The 26,595-nt window shown below is 66.6% G+C and carries 26 protein-coding genes and 1 pseudogene; 19 read left to right on the forward strand and 8 right to left on the reverse strand.

Translation table 11 applies throughout. The annotated features are described in order from the left end of the window. Positions 1-2 precede the first annotated feature (2 nt). Genes DLJ53_RS21690 through DLJ53_RS21705 form a run of 4 tightly spaced genes read right to left on the reverse strand, consistent with a single transcriptional unit; the run spans position 3 to position 3,323 of the window. On the reverse strand, positions 3-440 hold the full coding sequence (locus DLJ53_RS21690) for a DMT family transporter (protein ID WP_111349199.1): 438 nt from the start codon (positions 438-440) through the stop codon (positions 3-5). Positions 441-444: 4 nt separating this feature from the next. Continuing rightward, on the reverse strand, positions 445-1,719 hold the full coding sequence (locus tag DLJ53_RS21695; RefSeq protein WP_111349201.1) for a TRAP transporter large permease: 1,275 nt from the start codon (positions 1,717-1,719) through the stop codon (positions 445-447). Then, positions 1,719-2,291 carry a TRAP transporter small permease gene (locus DLJ53_RS21700; protein WP_111349202.1) on the reverse strand — a complete coding sequence of 191 codons (573 nt, stop codon included), beginning with the start codon at positions 2,289-2,291 and terminating at the stop codon, positions 1,719-1,721. The genes DLJ53_RS21695 and DLJ53_RS21700 overlap by 1 nt, the downstream gene beginning before the upstream one ends. Positions 2,292-2,312: 21 nt before the next feature. Further along, entirely contained in the window at positions 2,313-3,323 is a 1,011-nt protein-coding gene (locus DLJ53_RS21705; protein WP_162409467.1) for a TRAP transporter substrate-binding protein, read from the reverse strand. On the opposite strand from DLJ53_RS21705, the gene DLJ53_RS36425 reads away from it, so the two are divergent. Further along, a complete protein-coding gene (locus tag DLJ53_RS36425) occupies positions 3,322-3,453 on the forward strand; it encodes a hypothetical protein (RefSeq protein WP_264194648.1) in 132 nt (43 codons plus the stop codon). The genes DLJ53_RS21705 and DLJ53_RS36425 overlap by 2 nt on opposite strands. Positions 3,454-3,492: 39 nt before the next feature. On the opposite strand, the gene DLJ53_RS21710 is transcribed toward DLJ53_RS36425, so the two are convergent. Continuing rightward, the gene (locus DLJ53_RS21710) at positions 3,493-4,080 is read right to left on the reverse strand and encodes a cupin domain-containing protein (protein WP_111349206.1); all 588 of its coding nucleotides are present in this window, start codon (positions 4,078-4,080) and stop codon (positions 3,493-3,495) included. Between the two features lie 216 nt (positions 4,081-4,296). On the opposite strand from DLJ53_RS21710, the gene DLJ53_RS21715 reads away from it, so the two are divergent. From DLJ53_RS21715 to DLJ53_RS21735, 5 genes are read left to right on the forward strand one after another with little or no spacing between them, the layout of a single operon-like run. After that, entirely contained in the window at positions 4,297-5,190 is an 894-nt protein-coding gene (locus DLJ53_RS21715) for a polysaccharide deacetylase family protein (protein ID WP_111349207.1), read from the forward strand. 10 nt (positions 5,191-5,200) lie between these two features. Continuing rightward, positions 5,201-6,433: an alpha/beta hydrolase family protein gene (locus tag DLJ53_RS21720; protein ID WP_111349209.1), complete on the forward strand. Its 1,233-nt coding sequence runs from the start codon at positions 5,201-5,203 to the stop codon at positions 6,431-6,433. Beyond that, the gene (locus DLJ53_RS21725; protein ID WP_111349211.1) at positions 6,430-7,086 is read left to right on the forward strand and encodes a cysteine hydrolase family protein; all 657 of its coding nucleotides are present in this window, start codon (positions 6,430-6,432) and stop codon (positions 7,084-7,086) included. Before DLJ53_RS21720 ends, DLJ53_RS21725 begins: the two co-directional genes overlap by 4 nt. Further along, positions 7,086-7,544, forward strand: a complete 459-nt coding sequence (locus tag DLJ53_RS21730) for an OsmC family protein (RefSeq protein WP_111349212.1) — start codon at positions 7,086-7,088, stop codon at positions 7,542-7,544. The genes DLJ53_RS21725 and DLJ53_RS21730 overlap by 1 nt, the downstream gene beginning before the upstream one ends. A gap of 1 nt (position 7,545) precedes the next feature. Further along, the gene (locus DLJ53_RS21735; RefSeq protein WP_111349214.1) at positions 7,546-8,532 is read left to right on the forward strand and encodes an amidohydrolase family protein; all 987 of its coding nucleotides are present in this window, start codon (positions 7,546-7,548) and stop codon (positions 8,530-8,532) included. Between the two features lie 60 nt (positions 8,533-8,592). Here DLJ53_RS21735 and DLJ53_RS21740 read toward each other — a convergent pair whose 3' ends face one another. Continuing rightward, complete coding sequence (locus DLJ53_RS21740; protein ID WP_244935148.1) at positions 8,593-10,239, reverse strand: thiamine pyrophosphate-binding protein; 1,647 nt, start codon at positions 10,237-10,239, stop codon at positions 8,593-8,595. A 204-nt stretch (positions 10,240-10,443) separates the two neighbouring features. Here DLJ53_RS21740 and DLJ53_RS21745 point away from each other — a divergent pair, with 204 nt between their 5' ends. From DLJ53_RS21745 to DLJ53_RS21755, 3 genes are all read left to right on the forward strand, one after another. After that, positions 10,444-11,421, forward strand: a complete 978-nt coding sequence (locus DLJ53_RS21745; RefSeq protein WP_111349217.1) for a quinone oxidoreductase family protein — start codon at positions 10,444-10,446, stop codon at positions 11,419-11,421. A gap of 33 nt (positions 11,422-11,454) precedes the next feature. Further along, on the forward strand, positions 11,455-12,540 hold the full coding sequence (locus tag DLJ53_RS21750) for a mandelate racemase/muconate lactonizing enzyme family protein (RefSeq protein WP_111349219.1): 1,086 nt from the start codon (positions 11,455-11,457) through the stop codon (positions 12,538-12,540). Between the two features lie 91 nt (positions 12,541-12,631). Beyond that, on the forward strand, positions 12,632-12,823 hold the full coding sequence (locus tag DLJ53_RS21755; protein WP_111349220.1) for a 2-hydroxymuconate tautomerase: 192 nt from the start codon (positions 12,632-12,634) through the stop codon (positions 12,821-12,823). A gap of 75 nt (positions 12,824-12,898) precedes the next feature. Here the strand turns inward: DLJ53_RS21755 and DLJ53_RS21760 are convergent, their stop codons facing one another. Beyond that, positions 12,899-13,765, reverse strand: coding sequence for an IclR family transcriptional regulator (locus DLJ53_RS21760; protein ID WP_162409469.1), 867 nt, complete (start codon positions 13,763-13,765; stop codon positions 12,899-12,901). A 192-nt stretch (positions 13,766-13,957) separates the two neighbouring features. Here DLJ53_RS21760 and DLJ53_RS21765 point away from each other — a divergent pair, with 192 nt between their 5' ends. The 10 genes and pseudogenes from DLJ53_RS21765 (at position 13,958) to DLJ53_RS34830 (ending at position 25,209) form a co-directional block, all read left to right on the forward strand. Beyond that, a complete protein-coding gene (locus DLJ53_RS21765) occupies positions 13,958-15,172 on the forward strand; it encodes an ABC transporter substrate-binding protein (RefSeq protein WP_202913283.1) in 1,215 nt (404 codons plus the stop codon). Between the two features lie 168 nt (positions 15,173-15,340). Next, the gene (locus tag DLJ53_RS21770; protein WP_111349223.1) at positions 15,341-16,201 is read left to right on the forward strand and encodes a branched-chain amino acid ABC transporter permease; all 861 of its coding nucleotides are present in this window, start codon (positions 15,341-15,343) and stop codon (positions 16,199-16,201) included. After that, entirely contained in the window at positions 16,198-17,247 is a 1,050-nt protein-coding gene (locus tag DLJ53_RS21775) for a branched-chain amino acid ABC transporter permease (RefSeq protein ID WP_111349225.1), read from the forward strand. The genes DLJ53_RS21770 and DLJ53_RS21775 overlap by 4 nt, the downstream gene beginning before the upstream one ends. After that, positions 17,244-18,011 (forward strand): ABC transporter ATP-binding protein, encoded by a 768-nt coding sequence (locus tag DLJ53_RS21780; protein ID WP_111349226.1) that lies wholly within the window; start codon positions 17,244-17,246, stop codon positions 18,009-18,011. Before DLJ53_RS21775 ends, DLJ53_RS21780 begins: the two co-directional genes overlap by 4 nt. Positions 18,012-18,014: 3 nt before the next feature. After that, on the forward strand, positions 18,015-18,740 hold the full coding sequence (locus DLJ53_RS21785; protein WP_111349228.1) for an ABC transporter ATP-binding protein: 726 nt from the start codon (positions 18,015-18,017) through the stop codon (positions 18,738-18,740). A gap of 10 nt (positions 18,741-18,750) precedes the next feature. After that, positions 18,751-19,848, forward strand: a complete 1,098-nt coding sequence (locus tag DLJ53_RS21790; RefSeq protein WP_111349229.1) for a mandelate racemase/muconate lactonizing enzyme family protein — start codon at positions 18,751-18,753, stop codon at positions 19,846-19,848. Between the two features lie 861 nt (positions 19,849-20,709). Continuing rightward, positions 20,710-20,820: pseudogene (locus DLJ53_RS21800) on the forward strand (transposase); the annotation flags it as partial. A gap of 660 nt (positions 20,821-21,480) precedes the next feature. Next, entirely contained in the window at positions 21,481-23,463 is a 1,983-nt protein-coding gene (locus DLJ53_RS34820; protein WP_146620056.1) for a coiled-coil domain-containing protein, read from the forward strand. Continuing rightward, positions 23,463-24,116, forward strand: a complete 654-nt coding sequence (locus DLJ53_RS34825) for a hypothetical protein (protein ID WP_146620057.1) — start codon at positions 23,463-23,465, stop codon at positions 24,114-24,116. The genes DLJ53_RS34820 and DLJ53_RS34825 overlap by 1 nt, the downstream gene beginning before the upstream one ends. Next, positions 24,109-25,209 carry a hypothetical protein gene (locus DLJ53_RS34830; RefSeq protein ID WP_146620058.1) on the forward strand — a complete coding sequence of 367 codons (1,101 nt, stop codon included), beginning with the start codon at positions 24,109-24,111 and terminating at the stop codon, positions 25,207-25,209. Before DLJ53_RS34825 ends, DLJ53_RS34830 begins: the two co-directional genes overlap by 8 nt. Here the strand turns inward: DLJ53_RS34830 and DLJ53_RS21810 are convergent. Next, positions 25,190-26,479, reverse strand: coding sequence for a class I SAM-dependent methyltransferase (locus tag DLJ53_RS21810; protein ID WP_111349234.1), 1,290 nt, complete (start codon positions 26,477-26,479; stop codon positions 25,190-25,192). The genes DLJ53_RS34830 and DLJ53_RS21810 overlap by 20 nt on opposite strands. Positions 26,480-26,595: the final 116 nt, after the last annotated feature.

The following is a 26,595-nucleotide window of genomic DNA, read 5'->3' on the forward strand; positions in this document are numbered from 1 at the left end:
CCTCAGCGGATGGCGAGCCAGGCGCCGCCGACCACCAGGGCGAAGCCGGCCACCTTCGTCAGGGTGAGCGGGACGGTCGCGGAGCCCAGGAGCCCGTAGTGGGCGACGATGGCCCCGACGGCGAGCTGGCCCGCGACGATGACGACGAAGAAGGTCGACGCGCCGATCCGCGGGATCAGATGCGCCGAGCCGACGATCATGAGGAAGGCGCCGAACCCGGTGAGCGGAAGCCACGGCGCGAGGCCACGGAGCCGGGCGAGCCCCTCCGCCTGCCCCGTCAGCACGGTGGCCGTCACCGCCGAGATGAGCCCGACGACGAAGAACGGCACCGCCGCCAGCACCGGCGAGGACAGCGCCCGCCCCATCGTTCCGACGAGGGGCAGGTAGATCGCCATCACGGCACCCACGCCGAGACCGAGCAGGAGAAGAACCGGTTGCATCGGCCTACCTCATCAGCTCCGGCAGCATGAGCGAGATCGCCGGGATGTACGTGATCAGCACCAGGACGACGAGCATCAGCACGATGAACGGCATCACCGCCTTCACGACGTCGAGGTAGGACACGCGGAAGGTCGTGATGCCGATGAAGAGGTTGAGGCCGAACGGCGGCGTCACCATGCCGAGCGCCACGTTGGCGACGATCACCGCCCCGAGGTGCACCGGGTCGATCCCCGCCGCGAGCGCGGCCTGGTAGATCAGCGGCGTCAGCACGATGATCAGCGAGTTCGGGTCGGCGAACATGCCCGCGACCAGGAACAGGACGTTGATGATGAAGAGGATCGTCACGTCCGAGGCGCCCGAGAGCGTCGCCGTCACCTGCTGCGGCACCTGCGAGAGGGTCAGGTAGTAGGTGAGCACCGTCCCGGCCGACACGAGGATCAGGATGATGGCGATCGTCCCCGCCGAGGTCGACGAGATGCGGAAGAGCTCGGCGACCGACAGCTTGCGGTAGATCAGCACCTCCACCAGCATCGCGTAGACGCAGGCGAACGCGGCCGCTTCGGTGGGCGTGAACGCGCCGCCGTAGATGCCGCCGAGGATGATCACCGGGAGGCCGAGCGCGAACGCCGCCTCCCGCGTCTTCTTCAGCCGCTCCGGCCACGTGGCGCGCGTGTCCGTCGCGATGTCGTGCCGGCGGGCGTAGACGTAGGCGTAGACGCACAGGACGATCGTGAACAGGACCCCCGAGCCGAGGCCGGAGAGGAAGACCGCGCCGATCGAGGTGTTGGTCTGCAGCGCGTAGAGGATCATCGCCACCGACGGCGGGATCAGCATGGCGAGCGTCGACGCCGTGACGATCAGCCCGACGGCGAAGCCGCGCGAGTAGCCCTGGCGCATCAGTGCCGGGAAGACGATCGGGCCGATCGAGACGACCGCCGCCGGGCCGATCCCCGACATCGCGCCGAACAGCGCGCAGGCGATGATGGTGGCGATGGCGAGACCGCCGCGCACGTGACCGCAGAAGCTCTCGACCATGGCGACGAGGCGCGAGCCGATCTGCCCGCGCGCGATGATGTCGGCGGCGAAGATGAAGAGCGGGATCGCCAGCAGCGAGAACTTGTTGACGCCGTCGACCATGCGCTGCGGCAGCACCATGCGCGGCATCGGCGGGGCGAACAGCTCGAACGTGCCGAACGTGGCGGCGAGGATCGCGAGGAAGATCGGCGCGCCGAGGACGAGGATGAAGAGCGCCGAGCCGACGAGAAGGGGGACGGGCATCAGACGGTCTCCTCCCGCGGGGCGGCGGGCGTCAGCGGCGTGCCCTCGGCGCCGGTGTCGGCGAGGGCGGGGAGCGGCGGCAGCGTGTCGGTGATGGCGCGCACGAGCTTCTCGACGAAGGCGAGGGTCATCAGCACCGCGCCGAGGCAGACCGGCACGAAGAAGAGCCCGCGCGGGACCGGCAGGGTCGTCCCCATCTGCCCGGTGCCGAGCGAGAAGGCGGAGAGCTGGTAGGCGCGGTAGGCGAGGTAGGCCATCGTGACGGTGCCGATGACGGCGATCAGGCCGCGGAAGACCCGCTGCACCACCGGCGGCACCACGCGCAGGACGAGGTCGATCGAGACGTGCCCGTCCTCCCTCAGCATCGTGTAGGCGGCGACGAAGGTGATCCAGACGGTGAGGAGGCGCGCCAGCTCCTCGCCTCCCAGGAAGGACAGGCCGAGCGTGTAGCGCCCCGTGGCGTTGAGGAAGATCGTGAAGGTCACGACGAGGAGGGCGATCCCCGCCGCGACCGACACGATGCGATCCAGCGCGCGCAGGAGGACGCGCGCTGCGGTGACGATGGGCTGCACGGGCTCGGCTCCGGCGGGGGCTTAGTCGTTCATCTCGGCTTCGAAGGCCTCGACGATCGCCTTGCCCTCGTCGCCGGTGCTCTCGATGTAGAACTCGCGCACCTTCGGCAGGATGGCGTCACGCAGCGCCGCGCGCTCGTCGTCCGACAGCTCGACGATGGTGAGCCCGTTGGCCTTGAAGTCGGCCATCGCCTCCTCCTCCTGCTTCATCGTCTCGGTGAAGGTGACCTCGCTGGCGGCGGGGAGCGCCTCCTCGATGGCGGCCTTGCACTCGGGCGAGAGCCCCTCCCAGAACGGCTTGTTGATCAGGATGACCTGGTCGAGCGTGCCGTGGTTGGTCATCGTGAGGTGGCTCTGCACCTCGTGGAACTTCATGTTCCAGGACGTCGGGTTCGGGTTCTCCTGCGCGTCGATGGCGCCGGACTGGAGGGCCGAATAGGTCTCCGGGAACGGCATCGTGACGGGCGTCAGGCCGAGGGCCTTCTGCTGCTCGGCGAGCACCGGGGACGGCATGACGCGGCTGACGAGGCCGTCGTACTGGCCGAGCGTGTTGAGCGGCTTGTTGCCGGTCCACTGCTTGTAGCCGGTGTGCCAGACGTCGAGCAGGACCATGTTGTGCTTGGCGAGCGATTCGCCGAGCTTCTCCATGGCCGGGCCCTGGTGCAGCGCGCGCAGCTTCTCGCTGTCGCCGGGCCAGAAGAACGGCAGGTCGAACACGCCGAACAGCGGCTCGGTGCCGACGATGTAGGACGCCGGCATCACGCTGACTTCGATGGAGCCGAACTGCACGCCCTCGTTGATGTCCTTGAACATGCCGAGCTGGCCGGCCGGGTAGACCTGCACGTCCATCTCGCAGGACGCATTCGCCTCGACGAGTTCCTCGACCTTGCGGGCGCCGAGGTCGCGCGGGTCGCCGGCGGGCAGGATGTGGGCAATCTTCAGCACCTGCTGGGCATGCGCCTCGGGAGCGAAGGTGGCCGCGGCCGCTAGGGCGAGGCCGAACGCGGTCGTCACGGTGAGAGCGAACTTCATGGCTGCCATCCTCTTGGTCGGCGACGGTCTGTCAGCGGAACGGTGGCCGGGCGCCACCTGCCAGCACAAAGTTTGCAAATGGCGTGCCATCAATCAAGCGAACTTTCATGAGAAGAAAATTCTTTCGTGACGCCTTCGCGCGCCCTGCCGATGCGGAGAAAGCGCGCCCTCAATAGGTCGCGGGGGAGTTGACCCAGACGACACGAACGGTCGTGTCGCCGACATTGCGGTAGCCGTGCGGCCGCTTCGACGCGAAGAAGAAGGAATCGCCGGGGCCGAGGACGGCGCGGTGATCGTCGACGATGAGCTCCAGCGCGCCCTCCAGGACGTAGCCCATCTCCTCGCCCTCGTGGCTGATCAGGCCGTCGGACGCGCCGCCGGGCTCGACGATGTGGAGCTGCGCCTGCAGGCGCCCCTCGATCTCGAACGGGGTGAGGCTCTCCAGCGAGATCCCGTCGCCGGAGCGCAGCGGGTGGCGCACCAGCGTGGGCCGCCGCCCCTGCCGCAGCACGAACGGCGCCCCCGCATCCGGCTTGGCGAAGAGGTCGCCGATGGAGGTGCCGAGCGCGCGGGTGATCCGGTGCAGCGTGTTGATCGAGGGGCTGACGTTGCCGTTCTCGATCTTGGAGAGCATCGATTCGGAGCAGTTCGCCAGTTCGGCGACGTCCTTCAGGCGCAAATGCGCGGCGCGGCGCATCTCGCGCAGCCGCACCCCGACACCCACCTCGTCCCGCTCGTCGTCCGCCGCGCTGCCCATGGTTCCCCCGGAGCCCACCAAAGTGACTTTACAAGTGGGACAGCCGACTTGATTATATGTCAAGCAACGCCGCTCGTTGCGGGCGCGCCGGTGCGCCCCACCGCCGACCAGCGTGCCACACCACATGCGCGGCGCAAGCCCGCGGACGAACCGAGCCCCCGCCGCCCCCGGCCACGCTCACCGGCGGCAGCGGACATCACGGAGACGAAAGCCGGAATGACCAACACGCTTCCGCGCCAGCGCATCGACTTCAGCCCGATCGTCGATCGCCCGCCGCTCAGACTGCCCGAAGGCGTGCGCCTGGTCGTGTGGCCGATCGTCAACCTCGAGGTCTGGGAGATCGAGCGGCCGATGGCCCGGCAGGTCCTGCCAGCGCCGACCGGCCAGACCCTCACCCCCGACATCCCCAACTGGGCGTGGCACGAGTACGGGATGCGCGTCGGCTTCTGGCGCCTGAAGGCGGCCCTCGACCGGATGGACATCCGTCCCACCCTGTCGATCAACGCGGGCGTGTGCGATTCCTACCCGCCCGTCGCCGCCGCCGCGCGCGATGCCGGCTGGGAGTTCATGGGTCACTCCTTCGTCCAGATGCCGACCCACAAGCTGGACGATCAGGAGGCGACCATCGTGAAGTCGCTCGACACTTGCGAGCGCTTCACCGGCAAGCGTCCGATCGGCTGGCTCGGCCCCGGCCTCACCCAGACCTACGAGACGCCCGACCTCCTCACCAGGCACGGCGTCAGGTACTGCGGCGACTTCGTCTTCGACGACGAGCCCACGGTGATGCGCACCGACAACGGCGAACTCGTCACCCTCCCCTACACCGTCGAGCTGAACGACATCCCGATGATGCTCGTCCAGCACCACGAGGGGGAGCACTTCGCCCGCCGCGTGATGGACCAGTTCGACCGCCTCTACCAGGAAGGCGCCGAGCGGGCGAAGTTCATCTCGGTCGCCGTCCACCCGTACATTTCCGGCGTGCCGCACCGCATCAGGTACTTCGAGGAGATCTTCGAGAGGATGGCCGCCCACGAGGGCGTCGTCTTCTGGACCGGCGAGCAGATCTACGAGTGGTTCATGACCACGCGCCAGGCACCGACCGCGGGCTGACACCAAGACGATGACCGACACGACCGAAAACATGATCGACGCGGCGCCGGACAACCTGGAGCCGCACTTCGAGCCGATGGGCTGGCACCACTGGCCGGCCTTCCCGTGGCTCTCCTACCAGTTCCGGCGGGGCCTCGGCGAAACGCAGGAGGGCGGCGGCGCCGTCTCCGAGCACTTCCTCGCCGCCTCGCGGATGATCCCCGGCGACAAGGAGAGCTGGCACCGCGAATACATGGTGATGGCCGAGCAGAACCGGGCGCGCGGCCAGGAGGCGGACGCGTCCGGCCACGTCCGCACCGCGATGAACTGCTACCTGCGCGCCGCCGAGCACTTCCGGCAGGCCGAGTTCCACCTCGAGCCGACCGACCCGCGCCGCCTGCCGACGTTCGAGCAGATGGAGGCCTGCTCCCACGGCTTCCTGAAGCACCTCAACCCGCCGGGCGAGGTGGTCGACATCCCCTACGAGCCGGGCAAGCCCATCTGCGGCTACTTCGTGCGCGCACCCTACCCCGGCGACCGGCTCCCCGTCCTCATCTGCTTCGGCGGGCTCGACTCCATCAAGGACGAGATGTGGTTCATGCAGGCGCACGGCGCCCTGCAGCGCGGCATCTCGGTGCTGATGGTGGACCTGCCCGGGCAGGGCGGGACGCTCCGCCGCCACGGCCTGACCGCCCGCGCCGACACCGAGGTGCCCGTCGGCGCCTGCATCGACTGGCTCCTGATGCGCGGCGACGTCGCCCCCGACCGCATCGCCTGCTGCGGCTCCTCCATGGGCGGCTACTACGCCGCCCGCGCCGGCTGCTACGAGCCGCGCCTCGCCGCCTGCATCGCCCACGGCGCCATCTGGGACGTGCACGAGATGTGGGGCGACAAGGACGACAGCTTCGGCCTTGCCATGCACATCCGCTGGGTGATGGGCGCCGGCTCGATGGCCGAGGCGATGGAGACCGCGAAAGCGTTCAGGCTGGAGGGGCACATCGACAACATGCGCTGCCCCTTCCTGGTCCTGCACGGCGGCCACGACGTCCTCACCGTCAAGGCCGCCACGCAGACCTACGAGGCGGCGATCGCTGCCGGCGTCGACGCCACGCTGCGCCTCACGACGCCGGACGAGACCGGCGCCGAGCACTGCCAGCACGACAACCCGACGATCGGCCAGGAGCTCCTCGCCGACTGGCTGGCGGACCGCTTCGGCATCGACCAGCGCGCCCTGATGAAGACCGGGTGGAGCCCCCTCGCATGACCACGATGAACCTCGGCGTCGACGTCCCGCGCGCCGCCCTCGTCGCCATAGACTGCCACTGCGGCCACCTCGACCCGGAGGTCGCCACCATGCCCGTCGCAGCGGACGCGGCCCGGCGGGTGGTCGACGCCAACAAGCGGCTGATGGACTGGTGTCGCGGCGTCGGCATTCCGGTGGTGCATCTCGTGACGCGGTACCGCGACGCCACCGAGATCGCCAGCAACCCCTTCTGGCGCACCCGCGCCGAGGACCCGAAGGCGACGCGCAAGAACGTCCTGAAGCACAACCTCGACGGCATGCCCGGCTGCACGGTGATGGCCGACCTCCTCGACCCCGCGGACCGGATCGTCGACACCAAGAAGCGCTATGACTGCTTCCGCGCGACGGATCTCGACTTCCACCTCCGCTCCCACGGCATCAACACCGTCATCGTCACCGGCGTGAACACCAACTCCTGCGTGATGGCGACGACCACCGCCGCCAACGTCCTCGACTACGCGGTGATCGTCGCGCGCGACTGCGTGGACACGATGGACGACCCCGCCCTGCACCACGCGGCCCTGTCGATCATCGACACGGCCTTCGGCTGGGTGCTCTCCACCGAGGAGATCATGGCGCTCGGCCTCGCCGGCCCGGCGCGCGAGGCCGCCTGATGGTCACCGTGCGCCGCAAGGAGCTCATCGAGGTCAAGCTCGACGCGCACTGCCCGACGATGAGCCTCACCGAAGTGCGCGTGCGCGGCCACTCGCTGGTGGTCGACGAGCCGCCCTACCGCCACGGCACCGACGTCGGCCCGACGCCGCTCGAGACGATGCTAGCCGCGCTGATGAGCTGCACCCACGTCATCGGCGCGCGCATCGCCCACGAGCGCGGCGTGGCCATGACGTTCAAGGCGATGTCCTGCACCGGCTACCTGGACCATCGCGGCATCGACAAGGAGGCCGACGTCCCGGTCCCCTTTCCGAAGATCGAGATGGCCATCACCGTCGCGACGGACCTCGACGCGGCCGCCTTCGAGAGCTTCAAGACCGAGCTCGAGGCGCGCTGTCCCATGTCGGTGATCCTGCGGCAGGCCGGCACGACGATCGAGCAGACCTGGACCCTCGCCTGAGATGATCATCGACGCGCACACCCACACGCTCTGCCCCGCCGTGAACGCGATGGTGGCGGACGCCATCGGCCCCGACAGCGTGCCGTACCAGCGGGACATGTCGCCCGAGAGCAAGGCGCGGGACGCCGAGCAGGGACCGGAGCTCGGCGAGAAGTTCAACAGCCTCGAGCGGCGCCTCGCCGACATGGACGCGATGGGCGTGGACATCCAGGTCGTCGCCCCCGCTCCCGGCCAGCAGCACTTCTGGGCCGGGGCGGAGCTGCTCGCGCGGCTCAGCGCCGCGCAGAACGACCACGTCGCCGCGCTCGTCGGACGGGCACAGGGCCGCCTCGTCGGCATCGGCACGCTCCCCCTCTCCGCCCCCGAGGCGGCGGTGAAGGAGGTGGAGCGCGGCGCCGCCCTCGGCCTGCGCGCCTTCCAGACCGATTCCCGCGCGGGGCCGATGGAGCTTTCCGACCCGGCCCTCGACCCCGTCTACGCCGCGCTGGAGCGGCACGGTACGGGGCTGATGATCCACCCGCTCGGCTTCTCGCACGGTGAGCGCCTGTCGCCGTTCTTCATGGTGAACTCGGTCGCGCAGCCGCTGGAGGAACTGATCGCCTTCAACCACCTCGTCTTCGGCGGCGTGCTGGACCGCTTCCCGGCGCTGAAGGTGTTCATCCCCCATGGCGGCGGCTTCTCGCCGTTCTATATCGGCCGCTTCGACCATACCTGGTCCGCCCGGCCGGAGGTGCGGCGCCTGACGCCGCATCCCCCCTCCCACTACCTCCAGCGGATCACCTTCGACACGTGCGTCTTCCGGCCCGACGCGGTGGCGACGCTCGTCAACCTCGTCGGTGCCGAGCGCGTCATGCTGGGGAGCGACTACCCGTTCGATATGGGCGACACCGACCCGGTCGGCACGCTGCGAAAGGCCGGCCTCTCAGGCGGAGAGGTCGAGACCATCCTCGCCACGACCGCCAGGCGGTTCTTCGCGATCGACGCCTGACCGCGCCGGCCGGGCCACGCCTCGGCGCGGCCCGGTGCCCCGGCGCTGCGGTCGGGCCGGTCAGGCCGGCTCGGCCATCCTCATTGTCGGCGAGAGGGCCTCGGGCGCGATGTGGCAGTGGAGGATCGCCGGCAGGTTGGAGGCGAGCGCCCGCTCGAGCGCAGGCATGAACTCCGCCGTGGTGCGCACCGTCTCGCCGTGGCCGCCGAAGGCGCGCGCGTAGGCGGCGAAGTCCGGGTTCTTGAGGCCGGTGCCGGAGACGCGGCCTGGGTAGTCCCGCTCCTGGTGCATCCGGATCGTGCCGTACATCGTGTTGTCGACGAGGATCACCACGAACGCCAGGCCGTACTGCACGGCGGTCGCGAACTCCTGCCCGTTCATGAGGAAGCAGCCGTCGCCGGCGAAGGCGACCACGGTCCGGTCCGGCCGCATCGTCTTCGCCGCGACCGCCGCGGGAACGCCGTAGCCCATCGACCCGCTGGTGGGCGCGAGCTGCGTGCCGAACCGCTCGAACCGGCGGAAGCGATGCAGCCAGATCGCATAATTCCCGGCGCCGTTGCAGAAGATCGTATCCGGACCCAGCCGCCCGGCGAGGGACGCCATCACCTCGCCCATCTGCAGCTCGCCCGGGATCGTCACGCCGGACGGATCGCTCCAGGCGAGGTAGGACGCATGGATCGCCTCGGTCCGCGACCGCCGTCCGGCATCCGGGGCGTGCGGGTCCACCGTCGCCAGCGCACGCACGAAGGCGGCCGGGGACGCGGCGATCCCGAGCGTCGGCGTATAGATCTGGCCGATCTCCTGCGGCTCCGGGTGGACGTGGACGAGCTTCTGCCGCGGGACCGGGATGCCGAGCAGGGTGAAGTGGTTGGACGGCACCTCCGACAGGCGGGTGCCGAGCAGGATCACGAGGTCGGCCGCCTCGATCTCCCGCGCGATCGCCGGGTTGGCGCCGAGGCTCATGTCGCCGCCGTAGCAGGGGCTCGACCCGGGAAAGAGCATCTGGCGCCGGAACGAGACGTAGACCGGCAGCGACGCCGCCTCGGCGAAGGCCGTGAAGCCCGCCACCGCCTCGGCCGACCAGCGCGAGCCGCCGAGCACCGCGACCGGCCGCTCGGCCGCCGCCAGCATCGCCGCGAACGCCTCGACCTGATCGGCGGACGGGTAGGTCTCAACCGGGGCGACCGCGGTCGCGTCGGCGACCTCGACGATGTCGGTGAGCATATCCTCCGGCAGCGCCAGCACCACCGGGCCCGGCCGGCCGGACTCGGCGATGCGGAAGGCCCGGGCGACGAGCTCGGGCACGCGCCTCGCGTCGTCGATCACCTCGACCCACTTCGCGACGGTGCCGAAGACCGCGCGATAGTCGAGTTCCTGGAACGTGTCGCGGCCCGCCGCGCTCCGGGCGACGTGGCCGACGAACAGGACCATCGGCGTCGAGTCCTGCTGCGCGATGTGGAGCCCGTGCATCGCGTTGGACGCGCCCGGACCGCGCGTCACGAAGCAGACGCCGGCGCGCCCGGTCAGCTTGCCGCTCGCCTCCGCCATCATCGCCGCGCCGCCTTCCTGGCGGCAGACGGTGAGCGCGATGCGCGTGCCGTAGAGCGCGTCGAGCACCGCGAGGTAGCTCTCGCCGGGCACGCAGTAGGCGTTGCTGACGCCGTGGATCAGAAGCTGGTCGACGAGGACCTCGCCGCCGGTGCGCAGCCTGCGGGAGACCGTCCCGGCGGCCGGCGTGTGCGGTCCCTCGTCCCCGTCGGCACGTGGCCGGGGCCGGATGTCAGTCTGCGTCATGGCGCTCCCACCGATCGTTTTGGCGGAAGTGTAGTTTTGTCATCAAAATGATTGCAACATGCGAAATGAAGGTTTTATTTTTTGCCCATCGGCGTTTCGAAGCGCGATGAGGATCCAGTGACGCGCGCGGTGCGGTTTCATGAGACGGGCGGGCCCGAGGTGCTGCGCCTCGACGAGGTGGACGTGCCGGCGCCCGGCCCCGGCGAGGTGCGCATCCGCCAGTCCGCGTCGGGCGTGAACTTCACCGACATCTACTCCCGCTCAGGCCTCTATCCGGCGCCGCTCCCGTCGATCCCCGGGCGCGAAGGCGTCGGCGTCGTGACCGCGCTCGGCCCGGGCGTCACCGGCTGGTCGGTCGGCGAGCGCGTCAGCTACGCCTCCGTCACCGGCAGCTACGCCGAGGAGCGCAACCTCCCCGCCGCCAGCCTCATCCGCGTGCCCGACGGGATCGACGACGTGACCGCGGCGGCCGTGACCTTGCGCGGCCTCACCGCCGCCGTGCTGGTGACCGACGTCCATCCCGTCGGCCCGGACAGCGTGGTGCTGGTCCACGCGGCGGCCGGCGGCGTGGGTCTCATCCTGTCACAGTGGGCGAGCGCGCTCGGGGCGACGGTGATCGGCACCGTGTCGACCGAGGCGAAGGCCGGGATCGCCCGCCTCCACTGCGCCGGTGTCCTGGTCGCCCCCGGCGCGGAACTGCCGGCCCGCTTCCGCGAGGCGACCGGCGGGCGGCGCGCCAGCGTCGTCTACGACGCGGTCGGACGGGACACGTTCGCCCTGTCGCTCGATTGCCTCGCGCCGCTGGGGCACATGGTCGTCTACGGCCAGTCCTCCGGCCACATCGCCCCGATCGCCCCGCAGGAGCTCGGCGAGCGGGGGTCGCTGACGCTCACCCGTCCGCGCTTGCCGGACTACATGGCGGACGCGGACCGCCGCGCGGCTCGCGCGGCCGCGCTCTTCGGCCGGATCGCGGACGGGACGATCGCCGTGCGCGCCGAGCACCGCTATCCGCTGGAGCGCGCCGCCGACGCCCATCGCGACCTCGAGGGGCGCCGAACGACAGGATCCGTCGTACTGACGATGGACCAACGATGACCGGGCCGCGAAGACCCGGCGAGGGAGGACGAATTGAAGATCACCGAGCTGACCACCCAAAGGGTGGACCTGCCGCTGCCGAGCCCGCTCAGGACCTCGATCCACGAGATCAAGTCGGTGTCCTGCCTCCTCGTCACGCTGACGAGTGACGAGGGGATCACCGGCGAGGGCTACGCCTTCTGCTTCGGCCGCGAGAAGCTCACCGCCATCGAGGCGATGGTGACGGCCCTGAAGTCCCACATCATCGGCGCCGACCCGTTCATGACCGAGGCGATCTGGTCCGGCATCCTCAAGGCGATGAACTTCTTCGGCCAGGGCGGCGCGCTGGTTCTGGCGATGACGCCGCTCGACGTCGCGTGCTGGGACATGGTCGGAAAGGCGCTCGGCCAGCCGCTCTACCGCATCTTCGGCGGTCACCGCACCAACGTACCCGTCTACGCGAGCGGCGGGCTGTGGCTCTCGTCCGACCTCGACGGGCTGCAGCGTGAGGCGAAGGCGTTCATGGCGGCCGGCTTCAAGGCGATGAAGGTGCGCCTCGGCAACCTGCCGGTCGCCGCCAACGTCGCCCGCGTCGAGGCGATCCGCGACGTCGTCGGGCCGGACTTCGCGCTGATGGCGGACGCCAACCAGGGCCTGACGACGCCCGACGCGATCCGCCTCGGACGCGCGCTCGAGCCCCACGGCCTCGTCTGGTTCGAGGAGCCGATCCCCACCTGGGACTATGCCGGACAGGCCGAGATCGCCGCCGCGCTGGACACCCCGCTCGCCACCGGCGAGACCGAATGGATCCGCTACGGCATCCGCAACATGCTGGAGAAGCGGGCCGCCGACATCCTGATGCCGGACCTGCAGCGGATGGGCGGATACACCGAGTTCCGCAAGGTGATCGGGCAGATGGCGGCGGCGGACGTGCCCTTCGCGCCGCACATCTTCACCGAGCACAGCCTGCACCTCGTGGCCTCGGCGGCGGGCGGCATCTACGCCGAGCACATGCCCTGGTTCGAGGGCCTCTTCAACGAGGCGATGCCGATCGAGGCCGACGGCACGATCCGAGTGCCGGACCGCCCGGGCGTCGGCTTCACCTTCGACCGCGACCGGATCGAGGCCCACACCTTCTGAGCCGGCACGCCGGCCAGATCCCGCGCCGGCACGGTCTGCCGGCCCATACCAAAGCCGGCGCGACGGGCGCCGGCCACCTTAGGAGGAACCCATGCCAGTCCTGAACATGACGATCATCAAGGGCCGCCCGCAGGAGAAGCTCGACGCGATGTACGAGGCGATCACCGAGGCGATCCACACCACCATCGGCGCCCCCAAGGAGAGCGTGCGCATCATCGTCAACGAGGTCGAGCCCAGCCACTTCGTGGTCGCCGGCAAGCGCAAGGAGGGCGCCTCCTCCTGACGACCGCGAGGCCGGGCACCGTCGCCGTCCGCGGCGCGGTGCCCAGGCATCCGGCGGGAACCGGCAGCGCGCGGATCACCGCGCGCAGAACGGCTCCAGGAGGGTCAGCGACGGGGCCTGCATCGGGATGAGGCGCGTCACCGCGACGAGGTCGGCGCCGATGGCGGCGATCCTCTCGTCGGTCATGTCGGTGGTGTGGCCGGTGACGGCGATCGCGCCCGCGATGCCGCCGTTCCAGGTCCGGAACACCGCCGCCAGCGCCGACAGGCCGAGATAGAACTCGTCGCGGATGGTGACGAACCCGCGCTCCTTCGCCCTGGCGAGGTCGGCGTCGAGCCCGGCGTAGGTGGTGATCGTGCGGGGGGTGTAGGCGCGGAACGGCTCCTCGCCGAGAAGCTCGCGCCGGCGGGCGGGGTCCAGCGCCGACAGGAGGGCCTTGCCGGGGCCGGAACCGTGGAACGGACCCTTCAGCCAGGCAGTGTAGTAGGGGCTGAGCGAGCCCTGGGTGAGCGCCACGTCCAGCACCACGCGGTTGGTCCCGAGGTAGGCAACGAGGACGACGCTCTGGCCGGAGCGGGTTGCGAGGCCGTTGATCAGCGGCGCGACCTCGCGGCGCAGACGCTCCAGCGGATGCAGGATCGGCATCGGCTTCAGCGCCTTGGGCGAGCACACGTAGCGCTTGCCGTCGCCGATGCGGATGAGCTGGCCCAGCTCCTCCAGGCTGCGGATGAGGCGGAGCGCCGTCGACTGGTCGAGGCCGACCGCCTCGGAAATCTCCGCCAGCGTCAGCGGCTGGCTTGCCGACAGGAGCACGTCGACGATGGCGAGCCCCCGGGCGAGCGTGCCGGTCGGCGCCGCCTCCCGCTTGGCGGGTTCGGGCGGGCCGCGCTCGCCGGCGGCTTCGCGGTCATCGTCGGTGTCATTGTTGAAATCGGTCGTCACTCGTCCTCGCTCGAGCTGCACGGCACTGGCGCGTCTCGTAGCCTCCCGCGGCGCGCACCGCCATACGCGAGGCCCGGCCGGCCGGGAAAACACCATCATACTTCAACATAGTCATTCCAGCAGATAAAAACTTCGTTGCACTCAGCGATGAGCTGATGCACCCTCCCTTCAACAACAAAAAGGGAGGGAAGGATGCGAAGCGCAATCACAAGACGCACGCTCCTCGCGGCAACCGCGCTGTCGCTCGCCATGGCGCCCATGGTGGGGCCGGCCGCGCACGCCGAGGACGGACCGATCCGCATCGGCTGGCTCTCGTCGCTGACGGGACCGCTCTCGGCCGCCGCCCAGGCGGAGAACCAGGGCGTCCAGCTCGCCATCGAGCAGATCAACGAGGCCGGCGGCATCGACGGACGCAAGCTCGAGCTCCTGACCCGCGACACCGCGGGCGAGCCGACCAAGGCGGTGAACTTCGCCCAGCAGCTCGCCTTCTCGGAGAAGGTCGACTTCGTCATCGGCCCGGTGAACTCCGGCGAGTCGCTCGCCACCGTGCCGATCCTCGCCAAGGCGCAGATCCCCAACATCATCATCGGCACGGTCGACACGCTGACCGACCCGAAGAAGTTCCCCCTCGCCTTCCGCGCGATCAACACGAACCTGCAGTGGGTCTCGGCCGCGAACGGCTACGCGCTCGACACGCTGGGCCTGAAGAAGGTCGCCGTCATCGGTGACACCACCGGTTACGGCACCGCGACGGTCAACCAGGCGATCGAGCTGCTGAAGGAGGCGGGGGTCGAGCCGGTCTACCAGGCGCTCATCGACCCCAACAAGACCGACGTGAACGACGAGATGTCGAAGGCGAAAGCCGCCGGCGCCGACGTCGTCATGCCTTGGTCCGCGGCGACCGGCCTCCTCGCCCGCATCCTCAACGCGCGCGGCAACATGGGGTGGGACGTGCCCATCGTCGGGCATCCGGCGCTGATGGGGTCCAACATCCGCGACCTCCTCAACAAGCCGGAATACTGGGACAACGCCTACGGCTCCGGCTACGTCTCGACCACGTTCGACGCGGACGGGAACCTGCCCGAACGCACCGTCAAGCTGATGGAAGAGGTGCGCCCGAAGCTCGGCGGCGGCGAGATCGACTTCACCTTCTGGTGGGTCGCGCTCGGCTACGACACCGTCAGGATCATCGAGCACGCGGTAAAGACCGCCGGCTCGACCGAGCCGAAGGCGATCCAGAAGGCGCTCGAAGGGACCAGCGACCTGCCCGGCGTCTACGCGACCTATACCTGGGGTCCGGACGACCGGAACGGCTTCCCCGACGGCGCCATCGCCATGGACCTCGCCAACACCTTCAAGGACGGCGCGTTCCAGGCCGCGCCGATGGACGGAAAGCCCGCGGACTAGAGCGCGTCCGCCCGGGTCGACCCGGCCCGGGCTGATGGCCCGCCAGCGGATCCGCCGCGCGCCGGACACCCGGGCGCGGCCGGACCGCCCCGGACCCGACCGGCGACCGGCGGCCCCGCCGCCGGCGCCTCGACGCATCCTCGAAACCCGCAGCCGTCAGGAACGCTCGTGCTCAACGTTGTTGTGACGGGGCTGGCGATCGGCGCGCTCTATGCCGCCTGTGCGCTCGCCTACAACGTCATGTTCTCCACCTCGAAGGTGCTGTCGGTCACCACCGGGCACATCTTCATGCTCGGTGGCGTCTTCGGCGCCTTCTTCATCGCCGACCTCGGGCTGCCGTCCGTGCTCGGTCTTCTCCTCGCGGTCCTCATCGGCGCGGCGTTCGGGCTGCTCACCGAGGTCGTCGCCGTCCGGCGCGTGCTGAACCGCTCCGACGAGCACCTGTGGCTGCTGTCGACGCTCGCCCTCGCCATCATGGTGCAGCAGGCGGTGGGCCTGTGGTGGGGCACCGAGCCGCGCCCCTTCCCGCGCCTCATCCCGCAGGACTACGGGCAAGGCCTGTGGGACCAGAAGTACTGGCTCCCGATCATCGCGGTCGCCGTCATCGCCGTGGCGCTCGAGGCCTTCTACCGCTTCACCCTCGCCGGAAAGATCTTCATCGCCGTCGCCGAGGACGCCTACGCGGCGCGGGCGCGCGGCATCGCCACCGACCGGGTCCGCGCCTTCAGCTACATCATCGCCGGCGTCATCGGCGCGCTGACGGGCTTTGCCGCCGGCCAGCTCACCTTCGCCTACTTCGCCCTCGGCCTGACACTGACCCTCAACGGCTTCATCGCGGTCGCGGTGGGCGGGCTCGGCTCCAACGTCGGCGCCATGCTCGGCGGCCTCGCGCTCGGACTGTTGACCACCGGCGCGACCTACTTCTTCGGCGGCGAGTACCAGAACACCATCGCGGTCGGCCTCCTCATCGCCGTCCTCCTCATCAAGCCCGAAGGCGTCTTCGGCTCCAAATCGGTGCGACCCGTATGACCCGGCAAATCGAACTCTGGGTGGCGGCGGTCGTGGGCATCGCGATCGTCGTCGCGGTCCCCTACCTCGTCGGCGACTTCTACCAGCTCCACCTCGCCACGCTGATCGCGGTCTACTGGGTGCTGATCGGCGGCCTCAACCTCGTCGTCGGCTTCACGGGGACGCTCTCGATCGGCCATGTCGGCCTCCTCGCGGTCGGGGCCTACTGCTTCGCGATCCTCGCCGGCAGCCACGGCCTCGACCCGTTCCTGACGCTGTTCCTCTGCGGTGCGCTCGGCGCGCTCATCGGCGTGCTCCTCGGCCTGCCCTCGCTGCGCCTGCCGGGCTTCTACTTCGCGATGGTGACGCTCGCCTTCGCGCTCATCGTGACGGAGCTGTCGGTCGCCGAGCAGTGGCTGACGGGCGGCGGCATCGGCCTGTCCGTCCCCGGCTTCCCCGGCCCGCTCGCCACGCCCTGGGGCTACTACTGGTTCACGGCGGCACTCGCGGTCGCGGTCACCTGGATGACCTGGAACGTCACGCGGCTGATGTGGGGCCGCGCCCTCGTCGCGGTGCGCGACAGCGAGGTGGCGGCGCAGTCGGTGGGCGTGTCGATCTACCGGGCGAAGCTCACCGCGTTCACCTTCTCCGGCTTCACCGCCGGCGTCGCGGGCGCGCTCTTCGCCTCGCTGCAGAGCTACATCACGCCGGACACGTTCATCTTCGAGCTGGGGCTGTTCTTCTTCGTCTGCATCATCATCGGCGGGCGCGGGTCGATCGTCGGCCCGCTGCTCGGCACGGTCGTCCTGACCGCGCTGCCGGAGGTGGTGGCGCCCCTCGCCAACCTCGGCAACTTCTTCTACGGCGCCCTGCTCCTCGTCGTGGTGCTGCTGCTGCCGGAGGGGATCTCCAACCTCGTCATCGTGATCCGGAACCGGATGAAGCCGGCCGTCAACGTCAACGCGCCGGTGAAGCCGGATCTCGCCCGCCTCGCCGCCGCCGTGCGCCGGGCCGAGGGCGAGGCGGAGGCCCACCCCGCCTACGAGGCCCGGGAGGTCCACGCATGACGAGCCCCGTCACCAGCCTCGTCGCGGACAACGTCACCAAGACCTTCGGCGGCATCCACGCCCTCGACGGCGTCACGCTCGACGCGCGCCCGGCGGAAATCCACGGCCTCATCGGCCCCAACGGCAGCGGGAAGACGACGCTCCTCAACCTGCTGTGCGGCTACTACAAGCCGGACGGAGGCGCGATCCGCGTCGGCGAGAAGGACCTCACCGGCGCCAGCGTCCAGTCCCGCGCGCGGCTCGACATCGCGCGCACCTTCCAGAAGCCGCGCCTCCTCGGTTCGCTGAGCGTGCTCGACAACGCGATGCTGGGCGGCTGGGTCCACACCGAGGCGGGCTTCGTGGAGACGCTCTTCGGCATGCCCCGCGCGCTGAAGGACGAGCGGCGCACCCGCGACAGCGCACGCGACATCCTCGCCGCCATCGGCCTCGGCGACATCATGGACCGCCGCGCCGACGTCCTCGACCACGCCCACCAGCGCTTCCTGGAGATCGCCCGCGGGCTGGTCCTGGGGCCGAAGTTCCTGCTCCTCGACGAGCCGGCCGGGGGCCTCGCCGAGCACGAGATCGAGGCGCTCGCCGACGTCCTCAGGACGCTGCGCGACTGCGGCCTCGGCATTCTCATCGTCGAGCACCACACCGATTTCGTCTTCAAGATCTCCGACCGCGTGACGACCCTCAACCTCGGCCAGACGCTCCGGCACGGCACGCCCGACGAGGTGCGCACCGACCCGGAAGTCATCCGCGTCTACCTCGGAGCCTGAGCGATGCGCAGCCAACAACCCGTGCTCCTCGACGTGAAGGGGCTCGACGTCGCCTACGGCAAGGCGGAGGTCGTCCACGGCGTCGACCTGACGATCCATCGCGGCGAGTTCGTCGTCCTGCTCGGCCGCAACGGCGCGGGCAAGACGACCACCCTTGCCGCCTCCACCGGCCTCATCCCCAAGCGCGGCGGGCGGATCAGCCTCGCCGACCGGGACGTCACCAACGCCACCCCGCGTGAGATCGTCGCCGCCGGCGCGGTGCACGTTCTGGAGGGCCACCGGGTCTTCACCTCGCTGTCGGTGGAGGACAACCTCCTCATCGGCACCTACGCCAGGGCCTCGGGCGGCGACCGCTCCAAGCTGGAACGCGTCTACAGCCTCTTCCCCGAGATGGCGCAGAAGCGGCACGACCACGCCTCGCGGCTCTCCGGCGGGCAGCAGCAGATCCTCGCCGTCGCGCAGGGGATCATCGGCGAGCCGCAGCTCCTCATCCTCGACGAGCCGTCGAGCGGCCTCGCCCCGGTGGTGATCGACCGCATCCTCCAGGTCGCGCGCCAGCTCGCCGACGAGGGCGTCGCGATCCTCCTGGTGGAGCAGCTCGTGGAGAAGGCGCTCAACGTGGCGGACCACTGCTACCTGATGGCGACGGGCGAGATCGCCGCCCAGGGCTCGCCGGACGACATCCGCGCCGGGGACACGCTGAACCGTGTCTTCCTCGGCGGGCACTGAGGAGACGGGAATGAAGATCGAAAGCATCGAGGCGATCGTCCTCGCCCTGCCCTACACCCACGAGGGGCCGCTGACCGGCTTCGGCGGCCACGACTGGCCGGTCCTCCAGTCCTGCCTGGTGCGCGTTGCGACGGAGGACGGGCTCGTCGGCTGGGGCGAATGCTTCGGCTACACGGTGCTGCCGGCGTCGATCGCCGTGCTCGACAACCTGGTCGCCCCGCTCGCCATCGGCCGCGACGCGACCGACATCGCCGGGCTGATGGAAGAGCTGAAGCGCAAGCTGCACATCTTCGGCCGCGGCGGGCCGACGCAGTATGCGCTGTCCGGCCTCGACATCGCCCTCTGGGACCTCGCCGGCAAGCGCGCCGGGCTCCCCGTGGCCGAGCTCCTCGGCGGGCGACAGAAGACGGCGATCCCGGCCTACACCAGCCTTCTAAAGCTCGGCGAGCCGGCGATCGTCGCGCGCGGCTGCGAGAAGGCGCTGGAGCAGGGCTTCAGGGAACTGAAGCTGCACGAGACCACCGTCGAGGCCGTCGCCGCGGCCCGCGCCGCGCTCGGCGACGACGTCGAGCTGATGGTCGACGTCAACTGCCCCTGGCGCTTCGACGAGGCGCTCGACATGGCGCACCGGTTCGAGCCCTACCGGCTGAAGTGGCTGGAGGAGCCGGTCTGGCCGCCGGAGGACGTGGAGGGCCTGCGCCGCCTGAAGGCGGCCGCCCCGGTCGACCTCGCGGCGGGCGAGAACATCCCCAACGTCTGGGCCTTCCAGCCGTACATCGACGCGTCGGTGCTGAACTACGTGCAGCCGTCCGTCACCAAGGTCGGCGGTATCACGGAGATGATGAAGGTGATTGCGCGGGCGGAGTTCGTCGGCGTGCGCGTCGCGCCCCACTCCCCCTACTTCGGACCGGGGCTGCTGGCGACGCTGCAGGTCGCGGCGACGACGCCGCTGGTCTCGTCGATCGAATGCTTCGGCGTGCGGCTGGGCGACACGGTGTTCGGCCCGGTCGGCCTCCCCGGCGCGGACGGACGGATCGAGGTCCCGACCGCCCCCGGCCTCGGCGCCGATCCCGACCCCGGCGCCATCGCCCGCCTGCGCATCAACTGACGCCCCGGCCCGGCGCGCCGCCCGCATCCGCCGGCGCCGCGTGGGTCCGGACGCGAATGGCCGTCGGCGCCGCGCGGCGATCAGTCGGGAGCGCCGTCGCAGCGGTCGGTGGCGAGGGGGAGTGGCGAGGGGGAGTGGCGAGGGATCGCTGGCGAGGCGGAAGGGTGGAGCGGGTGAAGGGAATCGAACCCTCGTCATCAGCTTGGAAGGCTGTGAAATCGCCAATGAAATCAACGGTCAGTTCGACTGGTTCGCGGTATGGGCTCGTTCCTTCCCCCACTGAAATCATTGATCTTTTCCTGCCGGTTGAAACGTCGGGTGGACTTTCCACGGCAGTGACGCGCACCGTAGCTCTCTCTCGACTCCGCATGGATCGTGCGGCTCCGCGCCGTGAGGTTCGCGTCGCTGCGCGTCCGCGGGCTGGGCCCTCGGTCCCGCCAAGCGGAGAAGCCGGCACGGAAGACATCGATCGCGCGGCACATCGTCTTGATCGTGTCAACGACTTGGTTCGCAATCATGAATCGAAAGAACGGAAGCGCGCCGCGCCGCTCTCTTGTGAGATTCCCGAGCCACGATCTTTGACAGGATATCTCTTTCCTGCCGCAGCCGGCGGCTTTTGCGGCGAAGGTGCCGCAGTTCCTCGCGCTCCTCGCTCGCCGCACCGTCCGACCGGCTGCCGCTGTCAAGCTCGGCATGCCTGATCCGCCCGTGGATCGTATGGACACACAGCTCGAACTCGTGCGCCAGCTCCTCGACGCTGCAGCCCGCGCGCGCCAACGCAGCTGACACGCCTTCCGGATTTCATAGTTTCTGAGCTGAAATTTCCACTTCTGATCCCGGCAACGGGAGGAGGAGAGTTCCATGAAGAGGTCGAAGCTCTCGGAGGCGCAGATTGCGTTCATCCTACGTCAGGCGACGGAAGGAACGCCAGTCGCTGAAGTGTGCCGCAAGGCCGGCATTTCGGTTCCGACGTGCTCCCACAAATCCACAAAATCACCACCCGCGGCGACTTTGTCGACGCCGTCTACACGATGAGACGGTGGTGCCTACGCATCTCGAAGTGGCGCAAGTTGAAACGTCCGGCGATCGCCGCACTCCACGGACGAAACATCAACTCGCCGGACCATGGTGGGTGACTCGCGCTTGAATGCGATCAATGAGGTATAGCGCTTACTATCTCTATGCGACAGCGCATCGCCCGCAGAGGAATCATATTGAGTGGCACCTGGCCGAACCGATTGCTTGGCCCGCGATTACCCAAAGCCGATTTACGATCCACCGCACTCAATATTCGACTTGGGCGGAAAGCGATTGTGCACTGCGCCTGAAAAGCGGGCCGGACATCGCCACTTCGTCACGCAGGGTCGTAGGGGGCGCAAGCATTTGCGCTGGTGGTGCCGGTTTGGGCATCGAGGTGGCTACGCCGGTCGCGCTACGTTGTCCACTCAGTCGACCCTCGGGATGGTCGTCGAACTAGCGCCCTTGCTTACAACGTCGGTCATTGCGATCATGCTGTGCTAGGTCGGTGCAGCGGCTTGCGCGCGGGAGTGCCTTCAACGCAGGCATGCGATGATCCAAGGAAACCACCCGAGCTTTATGGAATAACTTGGACGCCTCAGGGTTGTAGCGCGAATGAAGATTAAGTTTCCCCTCATCGAATATCTCGAAGTGACAAATTACCAATTGTACCCCGGCGAAAACGGACGGTCCGGACTACGGATCGAGTTCGACAAGGGCCCGTGGATAATTCTTGGAGTCAACGGCCTCGGAAAAAGTACCCTGCTACTAATGCTTAAGCGACTCTTGACGGGAGCCGCAACAGTAAGAGATGCGGGCTTCAGCGGTCAGGCAAATGAACTTCAGGCATCTGACCAGAAGGTTTTTGCCTCCCGGGTAGGAGATCGGGCCACCGATGCTTATGCTACACTGCGTGTGCGCGTTGGCACTCGCAGATTCACGATTCGCCGCAAATTGTCTGATCTGTCGCTTGTATCGGCTATATTGAGCGATGACGGCGCAGAGATCGCCCTACCAGAAGAGACGATACTACGAGCGGAATTAACTAGCGCAACAGGCCTGTCTCGGTACGAGGATTTTCTTAGAATTATTGATCGAGTTGTATTTTATCTTGAAGGTCGAAAATCACTTGTTTGGAATACGGCTGCACAGTATGAGTTATTTCGCGCCCTGCTCATGCCGGCAGAGTCAGAAGCCATCCGGTCTCTAGAAGGCATCATCATTTCGAGCGACAGTTCAGCGCGAAACCTCAACGCATCCCTCCATAAGCTGGCATTGCGGCGCAGCCAAGAGATGGCGAAGCGTATTGATGTGGCGGAGACTACCGCAATGCTCGCCGACGTAAAGGGAAAGCTGGCAGACCTACAGAGACACGAAGAACAATTAGTTTTGGATATGCTCGACCTCGAGCGAGAGCGGGGTGACGCGAGAACGAGCAGAATGAGTTCCGCGAAGGAGGTCGCCGAACTATCGGCACGATACGAGGAAGAGAAGTATAGGCTGTTACGCCACGCGTTTGCCAAAGTTCCGAATTCCGACAAGTATATACTTCTCAAGCTAATTTCGGACGGTGAGTGCTACGTATGCGGCAACGAGTCAGAAGAAGCTGCGAGGCAGTTGGAAGCTCGCGCGAAGGACGGACGCTGTATCGTTTGTGGATCAAAGCGAAATTCAGACGACACCGTCATGCCGTTGGCCGAAGCCGTGCAAGACAAAGCCCAGAAGCTACACCTGGACCTCGAACTGGCTCGAACTAGACTGAAGGGCTCTGAAGAGCGACTTTCTAGAGCCGTTGAGGCATATTCAGAACAGCGCAAGCAACTCGACGCAATTCGTGACGAACTTGACGCCGCGAAGCGGAATGTACGCAGGATCCAGAAGCAGCTTCCCTCTGAGACGTATGCCGAAGAGATTGACTACGACAATAGGATAGAAACTTTTCGCCGGGAGGTACTCGCCTTCCGCGCGGAGCGAGACCAGGCTGAAGATGATATATCCTCTCTCTTAAGCGATTTGTCCGAAGCGACCGTAAAAATACGATCGGACTTGGAGAGCATCTTTGCCCGTCGTGCAAAGGCCTTCTTCGCCGAAGGCGTACGTCTGGTTTATGATCCCCGACGTGAGCGCATTGGTCAGGGTGGTCGAACGTTCGAGTTCCCCGCTTTTGAGGTCGAGCTCACTAGTGGGTCGGCAGTTGGAGAATACATTCGCAGGGATGAGGATGACGTATCGCTTTCACAGCGAGAGTACATCGATCTGATATTCCGTATGAGCCTTGTCGAGGCTCTTGGCGAGAACAACGCTGGGACATTCGTAGTGGACGGCCCCGAAGGATCCGTCGACGCCGTTTTCGCTCGTCGTGCCGGAGAGCTTTTCTCAGGGGTGGCGGCTTCAGGGTCCGCCATGAGCGTTATCCTTGCCTGCAACGTGGTGGCCGGCGATTTCATTCCCTACACACTCAAGAACTTCAGGACGACGAAGGCCCGCGAAGATCGGACGGTCAATTTGATGCACCTCGCGGCGCCGACGGCTGCATTGTCCAACCTCCGGGCGGACTACGACAGCGCCGTGGACGAGATCCTAGGTCGGACGGTCTAATGGCCAACCAACCCCCATCCGTCAGGCATCAAACAATGATGCTCCGCGGACGAATTCTGCAAATGTTCCTGGCCTTGGAGCGGGTCGGAGCAACACCAATCGATACGCGAACATTTCACGCCTTTGCCTTTTTCTCAAACGTTCTCAGCTCCATTTGGGGCTTTGAACCGCTCGAAGGCGCCGTTCTCAAAGATGAAGGCTCACCGATCTTCTATACGCTGCAGGAGGAGCTTGATCGGCTAGTCGGCGCGCGTTTCATCGAGGTTACCGATCTTCAGATGACTCAGACGAATCGGTTAGAAGCGACATTTGCCCTTTCCTTAGAGCAAGCTCGCCCGGTCTTGGATGTTCTTGCCCAGCTCCCAGACCAAGCGGGTGTCGATCAGTTCCTGTTGGAAGTGGCCGACGCGTTCATCGAAATTGAAACCGGTTATTGGGATGATGCTGCCCAACAAGATGCGAACTACTCTGATCCAGGTATTGCAGAAGGTCGGGTGGTTGATTTCGGCGAATGGCAATCGGCGACAGAAGGGAATGCAGCTTGGGTCACGACCGAAGCTCTGCAGCAGCGTATGCCGGAAGGTACAACCCTGAACCGTGCCGAGAAGATCAACCTATACATGCAGCTCATGAAAAAGCGTGCATATGCATAAAGGAAGAGGGACCGGTGGGATCGAGCCGGCGGAAATCGAAGAGTTTATCCGAAGTGCAAACTTGCCACAGGATACGGGATCTTCCGCGGACGCTCGGTTCTGTTTTGGTGTTGCAAAGTTGGTCGCAACAAGGGTCGTACATGGAGAAAGCGGCGACTTTTCTGTCTTCGTCAGTACCGACGCTATCCGAATCGACGAAGAGCGCCTCGCCTGTGATCGCGTCATGATGCTGCAGCACGGTAACGATCCGATCACCGGTCATATCTGGATAACAACGATCGGGATTACTACCAGCCTTCGTCTCCGGATCGATATCACGTCGGAGGAATCGATCACTGCGGGCCTAGAAGATGCTGGACTTGGTAATCGGCCCGCGGTGGTGGTGGACTGGCGCGGCAGTTCACCGTCAGGACGCCTATACAGTACTGGCGTGTCAAACCATGACATCTCTCACCCGGTGAACTTCGATTGTTCGACCCCGGTCTCCGAGGGACAACTGAAAAGAACTTTGGATCTGTTCTACGAAACAGTCCTTCGAACACCTTCCGCAACCACCATGGGACACAAGCTCGCCATATGGGGAGCAAATAGCGGAGACGCTCGGAAAGGGATCCCTTCCTCGAGGCCGGAGGAGCGGATCCAGGGGCGCCTGTTGGATAGCCTGCGTCTTTCAATTCCGGGGCTGACATGGCGTGCCGAGCCTGTAACGGAAGACGGACGAGCAGATCTCGTAGGTTCTCGCCCCACGAGTGCTGGCGGAATACGCGCGACCGTGACGGAATGGATCCTCGAACTGAAAGCTCTCGCCGACAAGACTTCGACTGGAAATCCGGTCAGCGCGACGAAGATTGCGGAAGCGATCATCAAAGGCGTCGAACAGGCTATTGCCTATCGCGACAATCATCACGCCTTACAGGCTGCTGTCTGCTATTTCGACATGCGGGCGACGGATGAAGGCGATGCAGTGAGCTTTGCGGACATTCGAGATCTGGCAAGCGGCGAAAATATATCGCTCTGGCGATGGTATATGTTTCGGAGCACTGATGCGGCACGACATGCCAAGATAGGGAAGCTCACACATTCTCAAGTGTGACAAGTGTCTCGAGTAGTTCCAATCTCCCGCCCTGTTGTGGTGAAGCGCGCATCGAACGGAACGGCTCTTGGGCGATGCAGGACAGTCCAATCGCGCCGGCGATTTCGCACAGGACAGTCGCAACGGGGACGGTCACGCCCGCATAGCGACTGTCCCCAACTACCATGTAAACACGCCCTCCGGGGACTAGGCTGGAGTGCAAGCGCTTTAAGATCGTCGCCATGTCCGCGAAATACGACTGTACCATTTCAGGAATATCTCTACTCCAAAGATCCAGACGGACGCGATTTAGATCGGCCAAAACCTGCGTCAAGCTGGGGAGGTCGTATTCTGGTACGTCGTATTCCCGCTTTACCTGAACGTGACTGCGAAGCGTGGCATTGCGTAGTGCGCGGTTGTCGTCGAACGATTTGAGGTGCCCACACACCCACAGCTCTACATTGTAGACATCGGTATAATCGAACGAGTTCGGATAGGGCGGCGAGAAGACTGCGAGATCATACTGACCCTTCGTCGGTGTCAAACTACGTGCGTCTCCTCTGAGGAGGGTATAGCCTTTCGCCTTCCTATTCTCGTAGCGCCTAATCTCGTAGATTGCATTTGTGACGGATGCTACAAATAGTTGATCCACGGCTTCAGGGTTAGGCTGACGCTGCTGCCAGTTTCGTCGATACCGCCGACCTTTGCCGCTCACAACCACGTTGCTGACATCGAGAGCGATCGACCCCAGAAGCACTCGCATCAATCGTTGGTTGGATTGCGAGGATACCACCTCAATGCTATCAAGCAGAGCCGCGAGACGTTTCGCCACAGCTTTGCTGAAGATGTACCGTCCCCGCACCCCAGGCTCGACAAACGTAGCGGGAAGGTTCGGAAGCGGCGCGTCGACGCAAGTCAAGCTTGCACGATCGACAGCCGCAGCGAAGTCATTGATCAAACATCCGATGTCGTAGGTAGCAAGCTTCGCTTCGGCCAGGTCCGCGAGGTAGGGGTTAACTTCGATCGTTAGCGGATCAATGCCGAGAAACTGACAGGCTAAAGAAGTCGTGCCGGAACCAGCGAAGGGATCGATGCAGTTTCTCACTGGTCGTCCGAGGGACAGGCTGGTTTCCTCTACAGCCTGCCCAATCAGCTCTGGCGCGAATGCCTCCTTGAAGTTCCGCCAACTCTGGAATGCAATCCTGTCTGTGCCTGCGTTTGTCGATAGATGAGACAGCCGCCGACCGTCTAGCCAGTCTTCGAAGGTTGCCGTTCGTTCTGCCTGTGTCATAGGGTTGCGGGGAGCCACGTTCCGAAATTTCCGCTGGTTTGCGAGCGGGCTTGAGAGGCGCAGGAGGTCGGATCACTGCAAGATCGCAGGGTGCATTTTCTTTCGTAAATATCAAG

It is taken from the genome of Acuticoccus sediminis, from assembly GCF_003258595.1.
Classification (GTDB): domain Bacteria; phylum Pseudomonadota; class Alphaproteobacteria; order Rhizobiales; family Amorphaceae; genus Acuticoccus; species Acuticoccus sediminis.